The organism is Thiorhodovibrio winogradskyi (assembly GCF_036208045.1).
GTDB classification, from domain to species: domain Bacteria; phylum Pseudomonadota; class Gammaproteobacteria; order Chromatiales; family Chromatiaceae; genus Thiorhodovibrio; species Thiorhodovibrio winogradskyi.
Genome location: NZ_CP121472.1, coordinates 3925640 through 3949066, shown reverse-complemented (window position 1 = coordinate 3949066; position 23427 = coordinate 3925640). Strand labels below are relative to the sequence as shown.

Below are 23427 nucleotides of genomic sequence, written 5' to 3'. Positions count from 1 at the left end.
GCCACGAACCATTCCGATTAACCCGCCCTTATAGGGCAACAACCGAGTTCCACACCACGAGTTGCTAAGAGTGAAAGTCACTGTAATGGCATGAAAGGCACGACCGCCTCGCTGAAAACCTGACGGGGACAGCAGCCAGCTTAAGCTGAGACTGATAGTCTGATTGAGGACGGCGAGGTACGCGAATTCCATTAGGGCACGGGGACCGCAATGCGTCCCGAGATCGATGCCGGATATATGGCCGCAACGTTTCCTTCTACCAAACAGCGATTTTCCTCTTGCATCGCGGGGCGGACCATATATGTCCCCATAATTCCTTATTGATAAAGCGTGAGAATATTTGGGGATACCTCAGGGTCCGTCCCCGTTTTCCCCTTACGCAGATTTCAGCTCTAACCGCCGCTCAATATGCTCCACGCGCCGGCGCAATTCGTCGAGTTCCGACTTGCCGGAATATACCGCTGTTGTCAGTCCGCCGACTTGCTGCCCCAGTGCGGAGAGTTGCAGCTCGATTTGCATCAATCTTTCACCATGGTCAGCTTGCGTTGCGCGAATTGCCCGCAGATGCTCCAGTACTAAATTATTGACATTCTCGCTCATCGCTTGAGGCTCCAATCACTGCGTTTTTCTGCAACCAGCATAGCACCCGCGGCCCCAAAGAAAAACTCGCCCCGAATGAACGGGCGCGGGGTTGGAAGCGGGTGCGGGCATCCTTGCCCTTCAGCTCGGGGGGGGGCCTGGCTTGCAGGTAACGGCCCGGTGGGTGGCTCGACAATTAAATCGACCCTGGCCGTTCGCAGTAACAACAGTAAGTCTAGCGGGTTAAATGAGGACATCCTCCGTCACGCCTGGAATCTTGTCCGGTCCAATGGAGGCAGCCCTGGCATTGACGGGGTGAGCTTCGAGATGATCGAGCAAGGCGAAGGGGTAGAAGGGTTCCTGAAGGGCATCGCAGAGGAACTGCAAGAGAAACGCTACTGTGCCCAACCGGTACGGCGGGTGATGATTCCCAAAGGAGATGGCCGCGAGCGGCCGCTGGGGATACCCACCATCCGTGATCGTGTTGTGCAAATGGCGGTTAAGCTAGTCATCGAGCCGATCTTCGAGGCGGACTTTACGCCGCACTCCTACGGGTTTCGGCCCAAACGCTCGGCCCACGATGCCATCGACGACATTGCCAACGCACTCTGGGCCGGTCACACCCAAGTGATTGACGCTGATCTGTCGAGCGACTTCGACACCATTCCCCACGCTAATTTGATGGCGGTGGTGGCTGAACGCATTGTTGATGGAGCCATCCTGGCGCTCCTGAAACAGTGGCTGAAGGCCCCCGTCATTGGCGTGACTGATCAAGGAAAACGCATGACCGTTGGTGGAGGCAAGGCAAATCGGGTAGGTACAACGCAAGGTGGCGTAATATCCCCTATGTTGTCGAATCTCTACCTGCACTTGCTGGATCGTATTTGGGATCGACATCGGCTGAAACAGAAGCTGGGCGCGCACATTGTCCGTTATGCGGATGATTTTGTCGTGCTCTGCAAGCAGGGTGTGGAAGAGCCGCTGAAGGTCGTCCGCCACGTCGTGGATCGACTGGGTTTGACGCTCAATGAGACGCCCGATTGAGATCAGGCCCATGTGGTGGATGCCAAGGAATCGGGCTTCAACTTTCTGGGCTTTACGCTCCAGATGAGCCGAGGCGCCAAGACCGGCAAATGGTACCCGAACGTGCGCCCGTCGGACAAAGCTGTGGGAAAAATCATGGCAAAAGTGACGGACTTAACACGACGAGAACTGACCTGTATCCCGCTGGACGATGTGGTGGGGAGTGTCAACCGCAGCCTGAGAGGCTGGGCGGGCTACTTCCATTTCCGCAATTCCAGTCTGGCGATGAGTAAGGTCAGAAACCACGCCGAACAGCGGCTGCGAATCCACTTGCGAAAGCGACATAAGGTCAAAAACTGGAAGGCAGGCCATGCCAAATTCCCGTCTCGCGACCTCTATGACCGCCATGGACTGCACAAGCTCCCTAAGGTGCCCGGCTGGAAGACGGTGCATGCCTTGGTGTGAAGAGCATCGGAAAGCCGTGTGCGGGAAAATCGCATGCACGGTTTGATGAGGGAGGGCTGGGAGTCATCGCCATGCCTCGGCTATAAGGCACCGCCAAAGCTGCGGAAAACAGATGAGCTAAAGCGAGTGATGACAACCTGCCCTCTACTCTACCCTTTTGCTACCCCTTTTGCTCCTGACCCCTTTTGCTCACCTTTTGCTACTCTTTTTGTTTTTGATTGCCGAGCAGTCAGAGGGATGGGCAATCCGCGCTTAGTGATCCCGGCGCTGCTTGGCCAACCAGGCTTCGATGGTGGCAGGATCAAGCCCTTTGAGACGATCCTCAGGATCAAGCCCTTTGAGACGATCTTCGGGATCAAGCCCCTTGAGACGATCCTCGGGAGCGTAACATTGGAGGACTTCTTCAGGGTCGATTTCGCTCAGCGCGCCCTTGAGCCATTCGCGGGCATCGCGGTGCATGTCTTCTTGTGTGTAGGCCATGTATCCTTCTCCCAGGCGAAAATACCCAATGAGATTGTGCAGGTGAATCCCGATGTCGCTGTGCGAGCGATAACTGGCAAAGGCCGCGCGCCACTGTGCTTCATCCGTGGCGAACAGGCCCCAGGGCGCGTTGCGCGGGTGGCGTTCGAGTTGGTTGATGACGACCAGGCGCATGTCGCGGGTGCCAAAGCGCAGGTGATAGATTCCCGCTTTCTCGGTCTTTTGACAACTGCCGGATCGCAATTGTTTGACCAGTTGGCGCGGAAAGCGGGTGGCGATGGCGTAGCAGCGGAAGTCCTCAGCCGGTAATAGCCGGTAGGCTTCCTTGGGCTCCTCCAGCGGTTGGTCTTTGCCTGACTGGCGCTTGCGCAGGGCGCGCAGGGAGGCGACTTTGCGGTAGGTGACGGAATGACTCAGCAGTTCTTCGGCAAACCAGGCGCTGAAGGGCTCGTCGGCGGCTTTGAAGCTCAGCAGGTTGTGCTTGGTCAGGTCTTCCAGTCCATCCGGGCAGTCGTCGGCGGGTCTGCTTGTTGCCTGCGGGGATTGCCCCTGTTCGATGATAAGCACATCCAGGCGCTGGCTACGCAGGGCGAGTTCTTCTTCAGTGCTGACCTGATAGGGCAAACCGATCAGGGCATCGGCCAGGGCTTGGCCGAGAAGTTTGTGCCAGGGGATGCGTTGGTCGCGGCGCATGGTAGCAGTTTAGTCGATCTGCCGGGGGGGTGGGGGAGGCGATGGCGTGGTGATGGTTGGCTGCCACAGGAAAAACTCGCGAGGCGCGAACCCAGGGGCTGGATGGTGGGGCCAGCGGTCAGGAGGGATCAGTGTGAGGAATTGAGTCTATGTCCCCGGGATTGCGAAAATTAATTCGATCCTGCCCCCTTTGCTTCTGATTCAGTAAACTGTCACCAGAACTCAGAACTCAGAACTCAGAACTCAGAACTTATTCCGGGGGCTGGATGGTGGGAGCCGTGGTCAGGCGGGATCAGTCAGGGGTATTGAGTATACTAATGGGATGGTCCGCCCCGCTCCTACAAACCCGCTGAATCAAGCAAAATAGGCTATCGACAACCATCTAATCGTCAACCGAAAACTTCAGAGAAGAGCCATGAAAAAAGCGAAGAAAAAATCCGTAAAGACGTTTAGCAAAGAACCGGTCGTCACTATTGGTATTGATTTAGCCAAGAACAGCGTACATGTGTTTGGTGTCGACGCCGAGGGTGAAGTGGTGTTCAGCCGCAAGTTGGCACGAAAAGCGTTGAGTCAGTTCATCGCCCAGCAGCCGACCTGTCGCATCGCCATGGAAGCCTGTAGTGGTGCCCACCACTGGGCGCGCACCTTCCAGGGGTTTGGCCATGAGGTGGTGTTGATCGCCCCGCAGCATGTGAAGCCCTTTGTGAAGACGAACAAAAACGATGCCGTCGATGCCGAGGCGATTTGCGAAGCGGCGCCCTGCTCGAACAGGGGCCCGCGTCAATTGTTCGTGCCCATCAAGAACGTTGAACAGCAAGATACCCAGGGTACCCACCGCATGCGCTCGATGGTCATTGATCAGCGCACGGCGCTGGTCAATCAGATCCGGGGGTTGTTGGCCGAATACGGTATTGTCATTGCTCAAGGGCGTGCTGAGCTTATGCGCCGCCTGCCGGACATCCTTGAAGACGCCGAGAATGGACTCAGTGAGCGGTTTCGCGCTGAATTGAATGTTCTCCTCGAGGAGTTGCGTCACATGGATACGCGGGTCAAGCATTATGATACTCAGATTCAGGCCGTTGCCAACACCAATGACTCGGCCCAGCTGTTGATGAGCATTCCCGGCATCGGTCCGCTGGTGGCCACCGCCTTGATCGCCACCTTGGGCGACAATTGGGGGCTGTTCAATAATGGCCGCGCGCTGGCCGCCTGGCTGGGGCTGATGCCGCGACAGCACTCGACCGGCGGGAAACCACGCTTGCTCGGCATCAGTAAGCGCGGTGATGTGTATATGCGCAAACTGCTAATCAACGGGGCGCGTGCCCCTGATCTGAACAATGGGCGCTGGGTTGAGAACAAAGAAGACGCCCTCAGTCATTGGGCGCGCGGTCTCAAGCAGCGCCGTCATGCCAATGTCGCCGTGGTTGCGATGGCCAACAAGCTCGTGCGCATCGCCTGGGCGGTGATGACCACCGGCAAGGCCTTCGATGCGGCGCGCGGCGCGTTAGCGAAGCCTGCGGCCGTTACCGCGTAACGCCTATCGGCCACGAACCATTCTGATTAACCCGCCCTTATAGGGCAACAACCGAGTTCCACACCACGAGTTGCTAAGAGTGAAAGTCACTGTAATGGCATGAAAGGTACGACCGCCTCGCTGAAAACCTGACGGGGACAGCAGCCAGCTTAAGCTGAGACTGATAGTCTGATTGAGGACGGCGAGGTACGCGAATTCCATTAGGGCACGGGGACCGCAATGCGTCCCGAGATCGATGCCGGATATATGGCCGCAACGTTTCCTTCTACCAAACAGCGATTTTCCTCTTGCATCGCGGGGCGGACCATATATGTCCCCATAATTCCTTATTGATAAAGCGTGAGAATATTTGGGGATACCTCAGGGTCCGTCCCCGTTTTCCCCTTACGCAGATTTCAGCTCTAACCGCCGCTCAATATGCTCCACGCGCCGGCGCAATTCGTCGAGTTCCGACTTGCCGGAATATACCGCTGTTGTCAGTCCGCCGACTTGCTGCCCCAGTGCGGAGAGTTGCAGCTCGATTTGCATCAATCTTTCACCATGGTCAGCTTGCGTTGCGCGAATTGCCCGCAGATGCTCCAGTACTAAATTATTGACATTCTCGCTCATCGCTTGAGGCTCCAATCACTGCGTTTTTCTGCAACCAGCATAGCACCCGCGGCCCCAAAGAAAAACTCGCCCCGAATGAACGGGCGCGGGGTTGGAAGCGGGTGCGGGCATCCTTGCCCTTCAGCTCGGGGGGGGGGGGGGCCTGGCTTGCAGGTAACGGCCCGGTGGGTGGCTCGACAATTAAATCGACCCTGGCCGTTCGCAGTAACAACAGTAAGTCTAGCGGGTTAAATGAGGACATCCTCCGTCACGCCTGGAATCTTGTCCGGTCAAATGGAGGCAGCCCTGGCATTGACGGGGTGAGCTTCGAGATGATCGAGCAAGGCGAAGGGGTAGAAGGGTTCCTGAAGGGCATCGCAGAGGAACTGCAAGAGAAACGCTACTGTGCCCAACCGGTACGGCGGGTGATGATTCCCAAAGGAGATGGCCGCGAGCGGCCGCTGGGGATACCCACCATCCGTGATCGTGTTGTGCAAATGGCGGTTAAGCTGGTCATCGAGCCGATCTTCGAGGCGGACTTTACGCCGCACTCCTACGGGTTTCGGCCCAAACGCTCGGCCCACGATGCCATCGACGACATTGCCAACGCACTCTGGGCCGGTCACACCCAAGTGATTGACGCTGATCTGTCGAGCGACTTCGACACCATTCCCCACGCCAACCTCATGGCGGTGGTCGCTGAACGCATGGTCGATGGAGCCATCCTGGCACTCCTGAAACAGTGGCTGAAAGCCCCCGTCATTGGCGTGAATGATCAAGGAAAACGCATGACTGTCGGTGGAGGGAAAGGCAACCGGGTTGGAACACCGCAAGGTGGAGTAATATCCCCTCTGTTGTCGAATCTCTACCTGCACTTGCTGGATCGTATTTGGGATCGACATCGGCTGAAACAGAAGCTGGGCGCGCACATTGTCCTTTATGCGGATGATTTTGTCGTGCTCTGCAAGCAGGGTGTGGAAGAACCGCTGAAGGTCGTCCGCCACGTCGTGGATCGACTGGGTTTGACGCTCAACGAGACGCCGATTGAGATCAGGGCCCATGTGGTGGATGCCAAGGAATCGGGCTTTAACTTTCTGGGCTTTACGCTCCAGATGAGCCGAGGCACCAAGACCGGCAAATGGTACCCGAACGTGCGCCCGTCGGACAAAGCTGTGGGAAAAATCATGGCAAAAGTGACGGACTTAACACGACGAGAACTGACCTGTATCCCGCTGGACGATGTGGTGGGGAGTGTCAACCGCAGCCTGAGAGGCTGGGCGGGCTACTTCCATTTCCGCAATTCCAGTCTGGCGATGAGTAAGGTCAGAAACCACGCCGAACAGCGGCTGCGAATCCACTTGCGAAAGCGACATAAGGTCAAAAACTGGAAGGCAGGCCATGCCAAAATCCCGTCTCGCGACCTCTATGACCGCCATGGACTGCACAAGCTCCCTAAGGTGCCCGGCTGGAAGACGGTGCATGCCTTGGTGTGAAGAGCATCGGAAAGCCGTGTGCGGGAAAATCGCATGCACGGTTTGATGAGGGAGGGCTGGGAGTCATCGCTACGCCTCGGCTATAAGGCACCGCCAAAGCGGCGGAAAACAGATGAGCTAAAGCGAGTGATGACAACCTGCCCTCTACTCTACCCTTTAAATCAGAGAATCGCGCCGCCCTGGAGAAGTGGGATCGCGCGCTGCTCGGCATTGTGGGCGAGGCCACCCGCAATGAGGTGCCATTTGCCCTGGCGGATTAGCCCCGAAAAAAAATGAAAATACGGGCACCCTAAAAAACCCCTGTTGCCTACAATCTAGCCTGAAAAATCCCTCGTCTCAGTGGAAGATGGTCTCGGGGCTCTCGGCGCTGAGAATGCGCCCCAGCCAAGTGTCGAGTTGCTCAAGCTCCGCCTGTTCGATGCGCTCGCGGTGCGTTTGCACGACCTCGGGGCCAAATTTTTGATCGAGCTGACGCAGCAATGTCCTGACCTCGCCCTTCTGAATCCCGGCTCGCTCAACAGTCGTCACATATGGCATTTGGAATTGCTCCTCATAGGCATAAAGTTCTTGGCGAAATTCTGCTTCTAGCTCTTCAGGAAGACGAATCATCCAATCGATCAGGCGGAAAAGGTCTTCAATCAGCGTGCGCTCATAGCCACGCTCGTACATCAAGCGCATCAGGCGGAATTTCCAGCGTTTCAGTGTCTCGGCATCATCGGCGACTTTGGCCTGAATTTGGGCCATGACCACCAAGGCAAAAACATTGTCGCTCGCTTCCAGCTCGGCCCAGCGCTCGGGGTCAGCGTAGTCGAGCAGTTTGACCATTGGAAAGTCGAATTGCACCCGACAGTCCCACAGCGCCGTGCTGTAGCTGTTGGGGCGGAAACTGCGCTTGGTATCGGCTAGCACCGCCAAGCTCGCGACCGGCACTTGGTAGGCATCGCGGATTTTGTAATTGTAGGTGAACATCCGCACGGCAAAGTCGCTTTGCGGATCGCCTTGCACTTCAACATGGGCCAGCACCCACACCGGCGTGTCATCGCGGCGGGTGACGCCGACCAGCTTATCCGCAGTGCGCCGGGTGGTCTTGGCCTCGCGCACGATCTTCTGGAATTCCTTGTCGAGAAACTGCACGCCCTTTGACCAATCGATCTCGGCATGGATGGCCGGGAACAGCAACTCCAGAAACTCCGTAAAGAACCGCTCCAGCGCTTCTTTCCAGGGGCTGTCGTAGTCGGGTTTGTCGCTGGTGTCTGAGGCTTGGGTGTCGGCTGTCATGTAGGGAGTTTAGCCGATATGGTGCCGTGGGTAGGAGCGGCTTTAGTCGCGAACAGCTCGCCCTGCCAGCCCAAAGGAATTAAGTATACTGTCCCCAGAATTGCTGGAATTGCTGAATTGCTGCCCAGAATTGCTGTTTCTCCATCGCCATGAAGCGCAAGCATTCGCGCACCGCCGGATGCTGAATCTCGTCAGTGGCGCTCACTTCTTCACGGCGGTAATAGCGGATGCGATGCTTATATTCAAAAAACGGCGGCAGATAACGCAGTGTGATAAAGCAGTATTTATTAATTGTCACACTCAGCACCGCGCCATCATGTTCGCGATAGCAGTCTGGATAATCGATGCCGCCACCGAAGAAAGAAATGCGAAACGGGGTACGTGTAATAATCATATTGAAAAAATTTAACGGCTATCAGACGTTCATGTTCTGAGTTGTCCCAATGTCTTTATTTACTCATGTGTTGAATTTTACGCCGATATTGAATGACCCAAGGGCAAGCCGACTTTATCGTAAACTTCGGCCAGCAACAGTTCGGCATCAATCGCTGTAAGCGGCACCTTTTGTCCGACTTGATCGTAGCTTCGCATCATCCAAGCGCCATCATTGGCGCGGGTGTAGAGTTCGGCTCGTACTTGATCTTGGGCGACAAGAAGATAATCCATCAGGCTCGGTAGTGTCCGGTAGTGAGCAAATTTCTTGCCGCGATCATACGCTTCGGTGGAGTCCGACAAGACTTCGACGATAAGAACGGGGTTTGTCACCACATCTCGGCGCCCGTCGAGATACTGATGCTCACCACAGATCGCCATCACATCCGGATAGGCGCTGGCGTCGGCGGTTTCCATGCGCACCTTCAAATCGCCGGAATAGACACAGCAGGGGCGACCTTTAAACTGAATGCCCAATTCTCTGACGATATTGGTTGCAATCAAATTATGCTCGCGCGAGCCACCGGACATGGCGAACACTTCACCACGGACATATTCCGTGCGCATTTCAGTTTGCGCCCGTTCGTTGGCAAGCCAATCTTCAAATGTTAGGTGCAACAAGGGCTGAGCCGACATCTTGGGCCTCCGTTTCAATGACATCCCGCCGATCAGGTACGCCTTCAATCCAGGCTGAATTTGAACCAATTTCCGGCCGGTTCGCTGTGATCACAAGCTCTCATCAAGCGTTGCAGTCGGTCATCAAGACTTAAGTGTCGCACGCAGAGCTTTAACTTAACATTCGTCTCAGTCAGGTAGGGGGGCAGGTCAGGACGCAGATCGTTGATCAGCGCCACTCGCAGTTCCGGAGTTTCGGCGAACAGGCGCTTGAAAACATAATCGTTGGTAGGATCGAGAAGTGCGGGCATGGTTGACTTTAATCCGCTACTGCACAAAGCGCCCCTCCGCATCCCGCCTTGAAATCATCGGTTGATCCAGCGGCCACCAGATGCCAAGCTCCGGGTCGTCCCAGCGATAGGTAAATTGTCCCTTAGGGTTATAGTCAGACCTCCCAAAACCGCCCAAAAAGCCCCCTGATTTTTGGACAGCGCCCAAAGCCCAAAGCGACGCCGCATCAAAGCGGCGCGTCGCCGACCTCAATGCGCAGCCACTTCCCGCCGGGGATCCGCGCGCCCAGACCGGTGAGCTTGCGGCACAGCTGCTCCTGGGCGGCGCGGCGCGCCGGCTGCTGTAGCGGCTCCAGACGGACCACCACCGAGCGGGCATCGCTGCGAATCCAGCCGTGGCAGTTGAGAATCGCATAGAGCAGATCGACCCGATCACTGTCTTTGGCATAGACCGGCTCGAGCCAATCGATGAGTTGGCAGCGGGCATTCCAGACCGAAGAGGTGACGACATCGAACAGATTCTTGCCTTCATTGTCGATCGCCTGAAAGGAGCGGTAATCGCTCAAGGTGCCCACATCGACGCGCTCGGGTAACTGATCGCGTTCGTCCTTCAGCCGCGCCAGCTCCGCCTCGGCGGCGGCGATCTCCGCGGCGATGCGCTGGTGTTTGCTGTTCGCGCGCAAGGTCCCGTCTTTCTTGATCCCAGGCTTGCACTTGGTTTGTTGCTTGTAGAGGCGGTTGAGCTGGGTCTTGATGGCTTGGCATTGTGCATCGATGGCCTTGATCGCCGGATTGGCAATGTCCTGTTTCTCGCTCTCACTCACCCCAAATCCCGGATGGTAATGATAGGGGTGACGCTCCTGGAGGTGCTTGAAGGTATTCTCCGAGGCGCCCCAGCGACTGAGCATGGCGGTGGCGATCGCCACCGGCGTTAGCCCCAGGGCGCCATCCCAGCACACCACACTGGTGCGATGCCCGGTGCGCAGATTCCAGATGACGACCCGGCGCAGTTTGAACGTTGGCTCAGACTCCGCTGCGCAGGGCGCGGGCTTCAGGGGATCGGTGCAGGCCTTCTCCTCCTCGAGCAGCCGGTACTCGGTCCCGTTCAACGTGAGCGTCTCGGTAAAGCTCCCCGCCTCCAACCCACGCAAGCGCGCCGCATCGGCGTTCTTCTCCCAGGTCACAAAGGGCGTGTCGGTGGCGACCAGGGTGGAGAAGAACTCCAGCCCGTCGCCTTCGCGGTCAAACACCTGCAAAGGCATCACGCCCAATCCCTGCTCACGCGCATACTCGCCCAAGGCGAGAATGCGCCCGCGCAGATCGCCTTTGCCTTCCTGAATCTCAAAGCACACCACCCGCCCGCGCGCATCGCAAGTGACCAGATTGGTCTGCCCGGGCGTGGGCATGCGCCGCTGGGTATGGTAGCTGGCATGAACCTTGTGCATGCCGGTATAGGGCAGCAGATGCCCATCGGTGAACCACACATCCGTGCCGACCAAGCCGCGCTGGAGCTGGTCGTCGGAAAACGCCGCCACCAGCACGGCGGCGCGGCCTTGCTTGGCCACCGCATGGAACCAGCCCCAAATAGTCTCCAGGCACGGCAGGGTGCCAATCCCCAGCATCCGCCCGGCCTCGTCACGGCGCACGTGCTTGATCTGCTCGATGGAGCGGATGTTGCTCACGCCCATGAGGGCGAAGACCATGAACAGCTTCCAGCCGTTGCCGAACAGGCGCATTACCCCGCTCAACCAGTGCCATTGGCTGATCAGGACCATGAGGATGGGGAAGATGCCGGCATAGCGGCTGTCTTCCCAGTCATGGTTCTGGGCATAAGGACGCTCGCTTGCCACCACCTCGGTCGGCTGCGATTGAGGTGGTGTCGCCTGCGCGCCAGCCAGGGCCGCACTCAGGGTTTCTTCGATCGCCGGCTCTTGGAGTTCATAGGTCGCCTCCCCGTCCCAGTCCAGCTCGGCCTGTGCCTCACCTTCGGCCTGCTCACGCTTGGCGCGGCGCAGCGCTTCGAGCTCGCGGGCCTTGGAGCCAGGACGGTGCTTGTTGACGTTGAGATGGCGATGGAGTTCCTCGTCCTTGCTTTTCGCGGGACTGTAGCCGTGCAAGAGTCCCTGCACGCCGAATTCCCGGTAGCTCTCGCGGTAGTTGTGCAGGGTCTGGCGACTGAGCTGCAAGGCATCGGCCAAGCGGCTCTGATTGACGCCTTTTTGCATCAGTTCCACGGCCAAGAGGCGACGTTCGGCTTTGTCGCGCAGGTTCACTTGCTTGATCGGGGTGCCGCGATGGTAGAGGGTGCCCAGCGCGCGCGGGCCATGGGGCAGATGCAGCGCATAGCCACCACCAAGCTCGAAACGCACCGCGCGATCCAACGCACCAGCGGGCTCGGCAAGCAACTCGATTTGGGTTACCAGGGAAGCTCCTTGATGAGGATAAAACCACTTCACCCGATCATGCCAAGCTTTCTTTTATTTTTCCAAAATTATTTTTATATAAAATGGATAACTGTGTCAGTGTTTGTCCAAAAAACGACTTCTTGACGTCGGACGGAAATGTCCAAAAAACGTCGGGTAAGACGGAGATTCAAGCGCTTACGTGGGAGGAAAAATCTGGACCTGGGGGGTCTGGCATCGCGGGGCGGACCATATATGTCCCCAGAATTGCGAATTGCTGTCCCCAGAATTGGACCCAGAATTCTTGGAGAAGTGGGATCGCGCGCTGCTCGGCATTGTGGGCGAGGCCACCCGCAATGAGGTGCCATTTGCCCTGGCAGATTAGCTTAGCCCCGAAAAAAATTGAAAATACGGGGACCGGGCACCCTAAAAAAACCCCTGTTGCCTACAATCTAGCCTGAAAAATCCCTCGTCTCAGTGGAAGATGGTCTCGGGGCTGTCGGCGCTGAGGATGCGCCCCAGCCAAGTGTCGAGTTGCTCAAGCTCCGCTTGCTCGATACGCTCGCGGTGCGTTTGCACGGCCTCTGGGCCGAATTTTTGATCGAGCTGGCGCAGCAATGTCCTGGCCTCGCCCTGCTGCACTCCCATCTCCATCCCCTTCTGAATCCCCGCTTGCTCAACAGTCGTCACATATGGCATTTGGTATTGCTCCTCGTAGGCGTAGAGTTCTTGGCGAAATTCTGCTTCCAGCTCTTCAGGAAGACGGATCATCCAATCGATCAGGCGGAAGAGTTCTTCAATCAGCGTGCGCTCATAGCCGCGCTCATACATCAAGCGCATCAAGCGGAATTTCCAGCGTTTCAGGGTCTCGGCATCGTCGGCGACCTTGGCCCGGATTTGGGCCATGACCACCAAGGCAAAAACATTGTCGCTCGCTTCCAGCTCGGCCCAGCGCTCGGGGTCAGCGTAGTCGAGCAGTTTGACCATTGGAAAGTCGAATTGCACCCGACAGTCCCACAGCGCCGTGCTGTAGCTGTTGGGGCGGAAACTGCGCTTGGTATCGGCTAGCACCGCCAAGCTCGCGACCGGCACTTGGTAGGCATCGCGGATTTTGTAATTGTAGGTGAACATCCGCACGGCAAAGTCGCTTTGCGGATCACCTTGCACTTCAACATGGGCCAGCACCCACACCGGCGTGTCATCGCGGCGGGTGACGCCGACCAGCTTATCCGCAGTGCGCCGGGTGGTCTTGGCCTCGCGTACGATCTGCTGGAATTCCTTGTCGAGAAACTGCACGCCCTTTGACCAATCGATCTCGGCATGGATGGCCGGGAACAGCAACTCCAGAAACTCCGGAAAGAATCGCTCCAGCGCTTCTTTCCAGGGGCTGTCGTAGTCGGGTTTGTCGCTGGTGTCGGTGGCTTGGGTGTCGGCTGTCATGTAGGGAGTTTAGCCGATATGGTGCCGTGGGTAGGAGCGGCTTTAGTCGCGAACAGCTCGCCCTGCCAGCCCAAAGGAATTAAGTATACTGTCCCCAAAATCGATAAATGTCCCGTCAAATGTCCCGCTGCGAAAACCCGCCACAATCAGCTCGCATCGAGCGAGGTCAGGTCGGTCGAGTCATGATAGATCTCGATGCCGAGGCGCTCGGCGACCTTGCGCGCTCGGTCATCGATCATTGGCGAGATGACAATCAGGCGCTGGGCCTGGCGATGGTGGCGTTCCTCGTAGAAACGGGCCTTGCGCTCGAAGCTGTACATGCCCGCCTTATCGATCGACGACTTCAGCTCGCAGATCAATAACAGGCCGTTCTGAATGATAATGTCGAGCTCAATCTGCTCCGGGCGGCCGAAGACAACGCCGGTGTCATCGAATTCATTGACGTTGATGACCTCGACACCGAAGCTCACCTCCAAAATGCCGGCCAAGGCATTGCGAAAGGCGCGCTCGGAATGGATGCCCCAGCGCGCGCCGAGGGCACCGATGCCGCGGTCGAATCGTTTCGCTTGCGCCATGATCTCCTCATGCACACGGTCGAAGTGCTGATTGGCTTCCTCCCACTTGCGCGCCTGCTCGGCGCGATCCTGCTCGGCCTGAGCTTTGTGCTCTTCCCACTTGCGATTTTGCTCGTCCCACTTGCGCGCCTGCTCGGCGCGATCCTGCTCGGCCTGAGCTTTGTGCTCTTCCCACTTGCGATTTTGCTCGTCCCACTTGCGCGCCTGCTCAGCCCGGTCGCGCTCGTCTTTGGCTTTTTGCTCTTCCCACCTGCGACTTTGCTCTTCACGATCACGTCGCAACTCGCCAAGCATTTCGTGAAACCAATCTTCGGTTTCACCGCGTTCAGGATGATGTCGGCGCGTCAGTGCGAGGAGCTCATCGCGAAACGGCGCGTCGTTGCGCAGGAGATCGGGCAGCTCCCTTCTAATGGCGTCTTTCAGTGATTCTGCGTTCAATGCATGCGTTTCCTGATGGGCATTCACATTCGGTAAGGATAAGAACCTGTGGTCAGTCTAGCGCGACCAGTGGAAGCCTGGTAGAGCCGCCTAGCGCACCGCCGCCAAGGTCGTCTCGGGTGGTTCCGGCGGTGAGAATTCGCTCGGACCACGCGCGCTCATGGTCTCAACATCCTCGGCATCGTCTTGCTGGTAGCGCTGGCTTCATTCGCGTCAAGGCTGGTTCTGGGCTTTACGCTCCAGATGAGCCGAGGCGCCAAGACCGGCAAATGGGACCCGAACGTGCGCCCGTCGGACAAAGCTGTGGGAAAAATCATGGCAAAAGTGACGGACTTAACACGACGAGAACTGACCTGTATCCCGCTGGACGATGTGGTGGGGAGTGTCAACCGCAGCCTGAGAGGCTGGGCGGGCTACTTCCATTTCCGCAATTCCAGTCTGGCGATGAGTAAGGTCAGAAACCACGCCGAACAGCGGCTGCGAATCCACTTGCGTAAGCGACATAAGGTCAAGAACTGGAAGGCAGGCTATGCCAAATTCCCGTCTCGCGACCTCTATGACCGCCATGGACTGCACAAGCTCCCAAAGGTACCCGGCTGGAAGACGGTGCATGCCTTGGTGTGAAGAGCATCGGAAAGCCGTGTGCGGGAAAATCGCATGCACGGTTTGATGAGGGAGGGCTGGGAGTCATCGCCATGCCTCGGCTATAAGGCACCGCCAAAGCTGCGGAAAACAGATGAGCTAAAGCGAGTGATGACAACCTGCCCTCTACTCTACCCTTTGATTCCTTCGATAGACCCCATGCGCAGTCCCTGCACATCCGCCAGCGACAACCCCGTTAATTCGGCCACCGTGGCATCGTCCAACTGGGTGCGGCGCAACATCGCCATCGCACTTTGCCGACGCCCTTCCTTCTCGCCTTCCTCTCGCGCTTCAAACAACAAGGTCGCCTCGTCACTCAGAGCCTTGGCACGCGATTCTGCCCAATAGCGTGCTTGCTCATCGGCGCTCAAGGTCTGCAATTTCGCATACGCTTGTTGCACCGGGGGATGGGTTAGCTTGCTCATCGTGACCTCCTCGCGCCAATGTTCAAAATAAGCGATCCAGGCCGACAGCCGCTCGGGCAGTTGCTGTAGCTTATCGGCCTTACGCAGTTCGACAATGTTCAGTTGCAGTTCACGCCCAAGCCGCACCTCGGGGCGCTTGGCATCGCGCAGCTCGAAACACCACAGCGCCTGATCTTCATGTTCCGGCTCTTTGAACAGATTGAAATCGAGCAGGTGAATGCCAATGACGGGTTTGAGCTTGTGGTACTCCTCGCCGGCCTCGAGTTGTTCGCTGATCACGCGCGCCAGGTAGAGAATGCCGCGCGCGCTCCAGACGCCGAAGGAGCGCACCTGCATCTCGACATTGTAGCGCCGCCCCTGTTCGTCGACAGCCTTGAGATCAAGGATCAGCCGTTTGCCGCTGAGCCGCTCGGGGCTTAGACGCGCATCCAGCAGGGTGACGGCAACAATCGGAGGCTCATCGACGCGCACGGCGTTGATCAGATCGACCAGCAGCTCGGGTTCTTCGGAGAAAACACGGAAAAAGACATAGTCGTTCTTGGGGTCGAGCAGATCGGAGATAGTCTGCGCTGCGGGCATTGGCGGCCTCTTCTGTAGACTGGACAGACGACCATCATACCGGCTGCCGGTAAGCGCTTCATCCGTCAGCACCGACAAAAAAGTCCCAGAACATCGCCTTGGGGCTTGAAAAAATGGTTGAGATCGGAATTGACGGGGTGAGCTTCGAGATGATCGAGCAAGGCGAAGGGGTAGAAGGGTTCCTGAAGGGCATCGCAGAGGAACTGCAAGAGAAACGCTACTGTGCCCAACCGGTACGGCGGGTGATGATTCCCAAAGGAGATGGCCGCGAGCGGCCGCTGGGGATACCCACCATCCGTGATCGTGTTGTGCAAATGGCGGTTAAGCTGGTCATCGAGCCGATCTTCGAGGCGGACTTTACGCCGCACTCCTACGGGTTTCGGCCCAAACGCTCGGCCCACGATGCCATCGACGACATTGCCAACGCACTCTGGGCCGGTCACACCCAAGTGATTGACGCTGATCTGTCGAGCGACTTCGACACCATTCCCCACGCCAACCTCATGGCGGTGGTCGCTGAACGCATTGTCGATGGAGCCATCCTGGCGCTCCTGAAACAGTGGCTGAAGGCCCCCGTCATTGGCGTGAATGATCAAGGAAAACGCATGACCGTCGGTGGAGGGAAAGGCAACCGGGTCGGAACACCGCAAGGTGGTGTAATATCCCCTCTGTTGTCGAATCTCTACCTGCACTTGCTGGATCGTATCTGGGATCGACATCGGCTGAAACAGAAGCTGGGCGCGCACATTGTCCTTTATGCGGATGATTTTGTCGTGCTCTGCAAGCAGGGTGTGGAAGAGCCGCTGAAGGTCGTCCGCCACGTCGTGGATCGACAGGGTTTGACGCTCAATGAGACGCCCGATTGAGATCAGGCCCATGTGGTGGATGCCAAGGAATCGGGCTTCAACTTTCTGGGCTTTACGCTCCAGATGAGCCGAGGCGCCAAGACCGGCAAATGGTACCCGAACGTGCGCCCGTCGGACAAAGCTGTGGGAAAAATCATGGCAAAAGTGACGGACTTAACACGACGAGAACTGACCTGTATCGGAAGGCAGGCCATGCCAAATTCCCGTCTCGCGACCTCTATGACCGCCATGGACTGCACAAGCTCCCTAAGGTGCCCGGCTGGAAGACGGTGCATGCCTTGGTGTGAAGAGCATCGGAAAGCCGTGTGCGGGAAAATCGCATGCACGGTTTGATGAGGGAGGGCTGGGAGTCATCGCCATGCCTCGGCTATAAGGCACCGCCAAAGCTGCGGAAAACAGATGAGCTAAAGCGAGTGATGACAACCTGCTCTCTACTCTATCCTTTGATTCCAAGGGACGTTGGTTGATGCTGCGAGCGCGGCCCGACAGCCTCAGTGGAAGATGGTCTCGGGTGTCTCGGCGTTGAGGATGCGCTCTGACCATGCCTCAAGCTGCTCCGGCTCGGCGGATTCAATGCGCGGGCGGTAGGTCTCGGCTGAATCAGTGCCGAATTTCCGCGCGAACTGGCGCATCAAGATCGCGGCCTCGCCCTTCTGAATCCCGGCTTGCTCAAATGTGGTGACATAAGGCATTCGATATTGCTCCTCGTAGGCATAAAGTTCTTGGCGAAACTCCGCTTCTAGCTCTTTGGGTAGGCGGATCATCCAGTCGATGAGGCGTAACACCTCTTCAATGAGCGCGCGCTCGTGGCCGCGCTCGTACATCAAGCGCATCAGGCGGAATTTCCAGCGTTTCAGTGTTTCGGCATCATAAGTCACCTTGGCCCGAATCTGCGCCATCACCACCAAGGCAAAGACATTGTCGCTCGCTTCCAGTTCGGCCCAGCGCTCGGGTTCAGCGTAGTCGAGCAGTTTGACCACGGGGAAGCGAAAGACGATCCCGCAGCCCCAGCGGGCGTGGCGAAATGACTTCGGGCGAAAGCTGGGGCTGGTGTCGGTTAAGACCGCCAGGCTGACGACATCGGTTTGGTAACGATCCCGAAGACGGGTCTGGTAGAGAAACATCCGCGCGTTAAAGTCGCTTTCGGCGTCACCCTGGACTTCGACATGGATCAGTACATAAAGATCACTGCCGTCTTTGGCGCGAACCCGCACCAATTTATCGGCATGGCGGCGACCGCGCGGGCTGTTACCGCCGATTTGTTGGAGTTCCTTGTCGAGAAACACCGGCGCCACGCTCCAGTCGATCTGGGCATGGATGGCCGGGAACAGCAGCGCCAGAAACTCCGGAAAGAACCGCTCCAGCGCCTCTTTCCAGGGGCTGTCGTAGTCGGGTTTGTCGCTGGTGTCGGTGGCTTGGGTGTCGGCTGTCATGGGGTGAGTTTAGCCGATTCGGCGCCATGGTTGGGAGGGTTGGGCGCTGCCCGAAAGGAATTAAGTATACTGTCCCCAGAATTGCTTCGAATTGCTTCTGTCCCCAGAATTGCTTGAGGATTTCTTGGTACAGACCACTGGCCACTGAGAACTGTCCCTTCTGGTGGTGTTTCAGCGCGGTCTCAAATCGCTCCGGAACCGAGCTTGGGTGCATGCACGAAACCCGCTTCGATTTCAGTAATTTCTTTGGTTGTGCTGCGGGCCTTTTTCGACGCATATCGTTTTCTCACATCTTTAATCGTCAACGTTTAGTAGGTCAATTAGGGATTGCAAATGTCGTTCATACCGCCTCCATTTGTTTATTGCACGGGTATGAATCGGGGTATTTACTTGCACGCCACTCGCGGTCCTTACCCTCCTGACGGTACGATGAGGAGTCAGGCAATCGGGCGCGAAATCAAGCCCGCAAGAATCGAGTAGCCGGCGTATATGCTTCTCTGGATCTTTGACCAGAGCTTCGTAGCGAACAGAGTGGAGCGCCAGCGGAAGAACCTGCCGCCAATGGTCCATCATTCGTCGGTAGATCTGGTATTCCTCACCCAGCGTAATTAAGTCATCAGCGTAGGCATGACCAGTGTTGAAATCATGCACGTAAATCGACCAACAAGTCGCCGTCGGTTCACGCTCGCAGTGCAGCACAGTCGCCTTGGGAAACATCAATGCGATAAGCCAGAGATAGCGATAATTGTGCGGCATTTTGTCAGTCACTCTCGCCTTAGTGCTGTTCAGATCATTCAGAGCCGCGAGATATTCCTCTGCGAGTGACCAGACTGTTCTAGCGCTTATTGAAATCGATGGCTTTGAAGTTGAACCATTTGACCCGTGCGTTTTTGCGACACGTCTCTCGATATAAGTCTGCCTGACAAGGCTTTCCTCTGAGAGCCGGCGCTCAACAAAAGAGCCAACTAATTGTAGCTCTCCCGCACCAAACACAGATGGATGGCTGGCAAGAATTTGTTCTACAAGTGACGTACCAGAGCGAGGCATTCCGACAATAAAAATTGGTCGCTTGCTGGGATGCCCCCAATCTTGGCATTGATTGAAAAATTCCGCGGTGAATGTTCGCTGGATTCTTTCCAATTGACTTTGTTGTTCAGCAGAGCTCCAAACATGTTCCAGTTCTTCCGCGCGAGCTCTGTGACCTGCCCCAAAATGCCGAAATGCGTCATCCACCAAATCTCGGTCATCGTAGATTTTACCCAATGCGAAATGGCACATTCGGCGACGAGACACTGACACATCATTCTTGCTCAGCGCGCGTTCGAGTGAGTCCGGTGCTGGGTGGTCACGCGGTACAGACCGAATTTGGCAATAGCGCGCAAGGGCATCTATGGCCCCCGGGTCCAGCTCGACCGCGCGTTCGAAGCTATCAGCGGCGGCATTGAGTTTTCCTAGCGCCATCAAAACGCCGCCGCGATTGCCGTAAGCATCGGCGTAAAAGGGCCTGATGGCGAGCGCCGCATCATAGGCGGCCAGTGCATCGTCTAAACACCCTAAATCCGCTAAGGTATTTCCCAAATTGTGATGGCATTCCGCAAGTTGGGGCCGGAGACTCAAGGCTTTGTTAAACGCTCTGCGGGCATCTTCCAATCGTCCGAGTCGACGCAGCACGACGCCGCGATTATTATGCGCCTCGGCGTAATCGGGCTTGATGGTAATCGCTGTCTCGGAGGCTGCAAGCGCTTCACTCCAGCGACCAAGGCATTGCAGCGCATTCGCGCGGTTGTTATGGGCTTCGGCACAGTTTGGCTGGAGGCGAATCGCCGCATCGGTGCAGGCAAGGGATTCGGCGACGCGGCCGATAGCGGTCAGGATATAGCCGCGGTTATTGAGTGATTCGAGATGGTTTGGGTTCAGCTGCAATGCACTTTCGGTAGCTCGAAGTGCCTCGTCAAGATGTCCGAGCACTTTCAAGGCAAGAGCGAGATTCGAGAAATAAATCGCGGAATCTGGCTTTTCAGTAATCGCCTGTTTTATCAGATCAACTGCCCGTTTGTTGTCACCCATTTGATAATGGATCACCCCAAGCAAGTGCAGGGTTTCAGCATGGCGCGGAGCTTCTTGTAATACGGTCTCATACAGTGTGCGCGCCGAAGGTAATTCACCTCTCTGATGATGGATCATCCCGATTTTCAACAGTTCCGACAATGCCGGAGAAGGCTGGAAGGGTTTCATCGGCCTATTTTCCATTGTATATTAGGCTTTGGTTCCACGTTAATTCATGATAAAAAAGAATTTTGAATTTTTTTGCAATGAGGGCATTGAAATCGACAATTCCGTTAAAGAAAATGCAGCCAATGCATGCATGGTAACGCCCTCTCGCAAAAGATGCTCAAGTCAATCGTTGGACGAGATAAGCGTCTGTCATTCAAGCTTCTGAATCCAAAATTGATACATATCTAAAAAGACATTGGGGTTTTCCTGCTCGAACGCGGACCAATATTCGAGATTTGTTGCCGGAAGATCATCGGGGTAACGCTTCCGGTAAGCAGTTAAGATCGCAGGGTCTTTTTCGAATCCAAGAAACTCAAGGCGGTGCGCTCGTAGGAATGTCCGAATCTCGGGCAGGGTCATTTGGTGCTCTTGGCGGTGAAAAAGGAGATCACGACACATGCTTATGCTGTAAAAATCGAGAATTTGGGTAATTTGCCGAAACCTGTCGTCAGTACTTCGTCTCACTATCTCCCGCCGGCAACGCCGAATGTCTTGCGCATTTGTTTTATAACCCATTTCTTTGATGAGCTCACGACCATGCATAATATTGCGGCGTGCTATTGCGCTATAAAGGCCGACTCTCATTAAGCCTAATGGCCGGAGCATCGATATGAGTATTTTCCATCCTTGAAACGGGTCGTGCAAATGGTGCAACACCCCCGCAGCTTCAATAACGTCGAAAGATCGGTCCAAATCTCTGAGGTCTAATATGTCGGCTTGAGCGTAATCGATTGATGTGACCCCAAACTCATCACTCTTGCGCTTTGCATAACTAAGACTGGCATGGCTGAGATCAATCGCCAACACTCGCGCGTTGGAAAATCTTCGTGCTGTCTCGATCGAGTTTTGGCCTGTTCCGCAACCTGCCACGAGAATGTCGGTTCCTTCGGGTTTTTGTATCTGCTGATAGGGCCCACGCGGAAACAAGGCCTTCATTAGTCTGTCAGTAGCTCTTGGTATTCCTTCAGTACCCAATCGACTCCATCGGGGGTAAGGATTCTCCTCGTACTGACTTCGGACGAGAAGAGACACCTGGTCATCAATCCGGGTGAGCTTGGGAATGTTTTCATGCAATGCTTGTTCCGCGGCGGGTTCGCGGAGTTGCTGCGTCAGGACTTCCTCGGCCGCATCTGGCCAACTTTTTTCGAGCAAGTGCATGGCCCCCGCGATTGAATTCAGCGGGAAATAGGCCGACACGATCAGTGGCACGGCTGTCGTGATCTCCGTATCATCATGAAGCGCGGCAGTCAATCGGTCACGCCAAATCCATGCGGTACGTATCTCATCCTCGGTATCGTCGAACAGATATTCGTTGAGAAAACAGTGTTGCGCTAGGGCTGAGGTCAATCGTAAAAAAAATACTGGGGTGTCTGCTGGGTCTGTCATCAAATCTGCGGAATATAGGAGAACTCGCCGTGCGATAGTGAGCGCGCGTTCAAATTCAACATCAGGAATCAAGGATGTTCGCAGCAGCGCCAAGAGCAGCGGATTCTCTGCGAGGGGAGCAAAAGAGCTGACGGCAATTTGCCAATGATCCATTGGCGTCTTGCAAGACTGGGACTTCCTTTCTATCGAGGCAAGTTGTGATAGACATTCTTGGATTCCGGGCTGACACTTGAGCATCGTCGTGGCGGCCGCCGCCAGATCAGTCGGGCGCGTCCAGCCCTCGTTGAGTGCACGGGTTAAAAGGTGATGGACATGCTCGTCGAAACTGCTGAATCTATTGCCTTTTACGCATTGCACAAACAACTGTCGTGCCTCGCGATCATCCCTCAACTCTAAGGACCGAAGAATGACCTGCAGGCCCGCATCTGCACGGCCTTGGGCTACGAGACAACTGGCGAGGGCCTTCAATGTTGGGCCATCGTCCGGTCGATGCCGGAGGGACAATTTTGCCCAGTGCTCGGCCTGCTCCCATTCGCCTTGGGTGGCGTGGTGAAAAGATTTCGCCGACAGGGTATCGGCGTCGGCTGGTCGCAGGCGGATAGAGACATCCAGATGTCTTGCCGCCCTGTCATGACAGCCCCGTTCGTTGAGTACTAGTGCTAGATTTGTGTGTGCTGTAGCGAATTGCGGGTTTATGGCGAGTGCTCGCTCGAAGGACGTTTCCGCCTCGGCTGATCGCTCAAGGCTCTTCAAGATATTGCCCCTATTACAATGTGCTTCAGCAAAGGCTGGGTGGATAGCCAATGCCCTATCATAGGCGGCCAGGGCCTCCTCTTGGCGACCGAGGTCTTTCAGGGCCACCCCACGAGTATTGTGGGCATCAGGCAAGTCTGGCGTGAGCGCAAGTGCTGTATCGCAGGCATCTAAAGCCTCCTGTGTGCGCATCAGAGCGATCAAGACTGCCGCGCGATTGGTGTGCGCATTCGCGAAATCGGGCTTGATCCGGATAGCCTTATCGTAGGCCGCCAGGGCTTCGTCAAGGCGAGCAAGGGCCTTCAACATCAGACCATGATTGGAGTGGTAGGCGGCGTCCTGGTCATTGACCGCGATCGCCTCGGCAACGAATGCGACGCCACGTGCGGTGTCGCCGGTTTGATGACAGGCGACCCCCAACAAATGTAAGGCGTCGGCGTGCCGGGGGGCCTGCTCTAGAATACGACTGTAGAGCTGGGTCGCGGCACCGAGGTCACCCTGGTGATGCTTTTCGAGCGCGGTCTGGAGGAGGGTGTCCAGCGGCTTGCCGGTTTTTGGAGGAAAGCGACTGCCACTATGACCGGCACGCCCCTTTGGCCGTCTTGTTGATCTCTTCATGCTGCCTCCGTCACAATTCAAGCACCGCCGCGATCCGAGACTCGGCGCTTGTCACCGTTTTCTCAACGAAATGCGCCCATCTAGCGCATACTTAGTCAACATGCCAAAACGAAACGAATTCCCCAG

Annotated in this window: 19 protein-coding genes and 1 pseudogene; 6 read left to right on the top strand and 14 right to left on the bottom strand. The window is 56.4% G+C overall.

What is annotated here, in order from left to right; genetic code table 11:
- Window positions 1-375: 375 nt before the first annotated feature.
- Complete coding sequence (locus tag Thiowin_RS18040) at window positions 376-600, bottom strand: hypothetical protein (protein WP_328984346.1); 225 nt, start codon at window positions 598-600, stop codon at window positions 376-378.
- A 306-nt stretch (window positions 601-906) separates the two neighbouring features.
- Between Thiowin_RS18040 and Thiowin_RS18035 the strand changes: the two genes are divergently transcribed.
- Window positions 907-1623 carry a reverse transcriptase domain-containing protein gene (locus Thiowin_RS18035; protein ID WP_328984349.1) on the top strand — a complete coding sequence of 239 codons (717 nt, stop codon included), beginning with the start codon at window positions 907-909 and terminating at the stop codon, window positions 1621-1623.
- A 15-nt stretch (window positions 1624-1638) separates the two neighbouring features.
- Window positions 1639-2067, top strand: coding sequence for a group II intron maturase-specific domain-containing protein (locus Thiowin_RS18030; protein ID WP_328983446.1), 429 nt, complete (start codon window positions 1639-1641; stop codon window positions 2065-2067).
- 252 nt (window positions 2068-2319) lie between these two features.
- Here the strand turns inward: Thiowin_RS18030 and Thiowin_RS18025 are convergent, their stop codons facing one another.
- Window positions 2320-3240, bottom strand: a complete 921-nt coding sequence (locus tag Thiowin_RS18025; RefSeq protein ID WP_328984348.1) for a hypothetical protein — start codon at window positions 3238-3240, stop codon at window positions 2320-2322.
- Between the two features lie 415 nt (window positions 3241-3655).
- Between Thiowin_RS18025 and Thiowin_RS18020 the strand changes: the two genes are divergently transcribed.
- Window positions 3656-4774, top strand: a complete 1119-nt coding sequence (locus Thiowin_RS18020) for an IS110 family RNA-guided transposase (RefSeq protein WP_328984347.1) — start codon at window positions 3656-3658, stop codon at window positions 4772-4774.
- A 384-nt stretch (window positions 4775-5158) separates the two neighbouring features.
- Here Thiowin_RS18020 and Thiowin_RS18015 read toward each other — a convergent pair whose 3' ends face one another.
- Window positions 5159-5383 carry a hypothetical protein gene (locus Thiowin_RS18015; protein ID WP_328984346.1) on the bottom strand — a complete coding sequence of 75 codons (225 nt, stop codon included), beginning with the start codon at window positions 5381-5383 and terminating at the stop codon, window positions 5159-5161.
- Window positions 5384-5496: 113 nt separating this feature from the next.
- Between Thiowin_RS18015 and ltrA the strand changes: the two genes are divergently transcribed.
- On the top strand, window positions 5497-6855 hold the full coding sequence (gene ltrA, locus Thiowin_RS18010; protein ID WP_328984345.1) for a group II intron reverse transcriptase/maturase: 1359 nt from the start codon (window positions 5497-5499) through the stop codon (window positions 6853-6855).
- 336 nt (window positions 6856-7191) lie between these two features.
- On the opposite strand, the gene Thiowin_RS18005 is transcribed toward ltrA, so the two are convergent.
- The 7 genes and pseudogenes from Thiowin_RS18005 to Thiowin_RS17975 all read right to left on the bottom strand — a co-directional run bounded on the left by Thiowin_RS18005 (window position 7192) and on the right by Thiowin_RS17975 (window position 14325).
- Window positions 7192-8133 carry an RpnC/YadD family protein gene (locus tag Thiowin_RS18005; RefSeq protein ID WP_328984344.1) on the bottom strand — a complete coding sequence of 314 codons (942 nt, stop codon included), beginning with the start codon at window positions 8131-8133 and terminating at the stop codon, window positions 7192-7194.
- A gap of 79 nt (window positions 8134-8212) precedes the next feature.
- The gene (locus tag Thiowin_RS18000; RefSeq protein ID WP_328984343.1) at window positions 8213-8527 is read right to left on the bottom strand and encodes a hypothetical protein; all 315 of its coding nucleotides are present in this window, start codon (window positions 8525-8527) and stop codon (window positions 8213-8215) included.
- Between the two features lie 77 nt (window positions 8528-8604).
- A complete protein-coding gene (locus Thiowin_RS17995) occupies window positions 8605-9201 on the bottom strand; it encodes a Uma2 family endonuclease (protein WP_328984342.1) in 597 nt (198 codons plus the stop codon).
- Window positions 9202-9383: 182 nt separating this feature from the next.
- Window positions 9384-9491 (bottom strand): annotated as a pseudogene (locus Thiowin_RS25585) (Rpn family recombination-promoting nuclease/putative transposase); the annotation flags it as partial.
- A 206-nt stretch (window positions 9492-9697) separates the two neighbouring features.
- Complete coding sequence (locus tag Thiowin_RS17985) at window positions 9698-11926, bottom strand: helix-turn-helix domain-containing protein (protein WP_328984341.1); 2229 nt, start codon at window positions 11924-11926, stop codon at window positions 9698-9700.
- A 420-nt stretch (window positions 11927-12346) separates the two neighbouring features.
- Window positions 12347-13312 (bottom strand): RpnC/YadD family protein, encoded by a 966-nt coding sequence (locus Thiowin_RS17980; RefSeq protein ID WP_328984340.1) that lies wholly within the window; start codon window positions 13310-13312, stop codon window positions 12347-12349.
- Between the two features lie 146 nt (window positions 13313-13458).
- Window positions 13459-14325 carry a PD-(D/E)XK nuclease family protein gene (locus tag Thiowin_RS17975; protein WP_328984339.1) on the bottom strand — a complete coding sequence of 289 codons (867 nt, stop codon included), beginning with the start codon at window positions 14323-14325 and terminating at the stop codon, window positions 13459-13461.
- A 315-nt stretch (window positions 14326-14640) separates the two neighbouring features.
- On the opposite strand from Thiowin_RS17975, the gene Thiowin_RS17970 reads away from it, so the two are divergent.
- On the top strand, window positions 14641-14949 hold the full coding sequence (locus Thiowin_RS17970; protein WP_328984338.1) for a group II intron maturase-specific domain-containing protein: 309 nt from the start codon (window positions 14641-14643) through the stop codon (window positions 14947-14949).
- Window positions 14950-15098: 149 nt separating this feature from the next.
- On the opposite strand, the gene Thiowin_RS17965 is transcribed toward Thiowin_RS17970, so the two are convergent.
- Complete coding sequence (locus tag Thiowin_RS17965; RefSeq protein WP_328984337.1) at window positions 15099-15971, bottom strand: Rpn family recombination-promoting nuclease/putative transposase; 873 nt, start codon at window positions 15969-15971, stop codon at window positions 15099-15101.
- Between the two features lie 113 nt (window positions 15972-16084).
- Between Thiowin_RS17965 and Thiowin_RS17960 the strand changes: the two genes are divergently transcribed.
- Window positions 16085-16837, top strand: coding sequence for a reverse transcriptase domain-containing protein (locus Thiowin_RS17960; RefSeq protein ID WP_328984336.1), 753 nt, complete (start codon window positions 16085-16087; stop codon window positions 16835-16837).
- Between the two features lie 491 nt (window positions 16838-17328).
- Here the strand turns inward: Thiowin_RS17960 and Thiowin_RS17955 are convergent, their stop codons facing one another.
- The 3 genes from Thiowin_RS17955 to Thiowin_RS17945 all read right to left on the bottom strand — a co-directional run bounded on the left by Thiowin_RS17955 (window position 17329) and on the right by Thiowin_RS17945 (window position 23301).
- Window positions 17329-18270, bottom strand: a complete 942-nt coding sequence (locus Thiowin_RS17955; protein WP_328984335.1) for a DUF4351 domain-containing protein — start codon at window positions 18268-18270, stop codon at window positions 17329-17331.
- 294 nt (window positions 18271-18564) lie between these two features.
- Window positions 18565-20505 carry a tetratricopeptide repeat protein gene (locus Thiowin_RS17950; protein ID WP_328984334.1) on the bottom strand — a complete coding sequence of 647 codons (1941 nt, stop codon included), beginning with the start codon at window positions 20503-20505 and terminating at the stop codon, window positions 18565-18567.
- A 189-nt stretch (window positions 20506-20694) separates the two neighbouring features.
- The gene (locus Thiowin_RS17945) at window positions 20695-23301 is read right to left on the bottom strand and encodes a tetratricopeptide repeat protein (RefSeq protein ID WP_328984333.1); all 2607 of its coding nucleotides are present in this window, start codon (window positions 23299-23301) and stop codon (window positions 20695-20697) included.
- Window positions 23302-23427 lie beyond the last annotated feature (126 nt).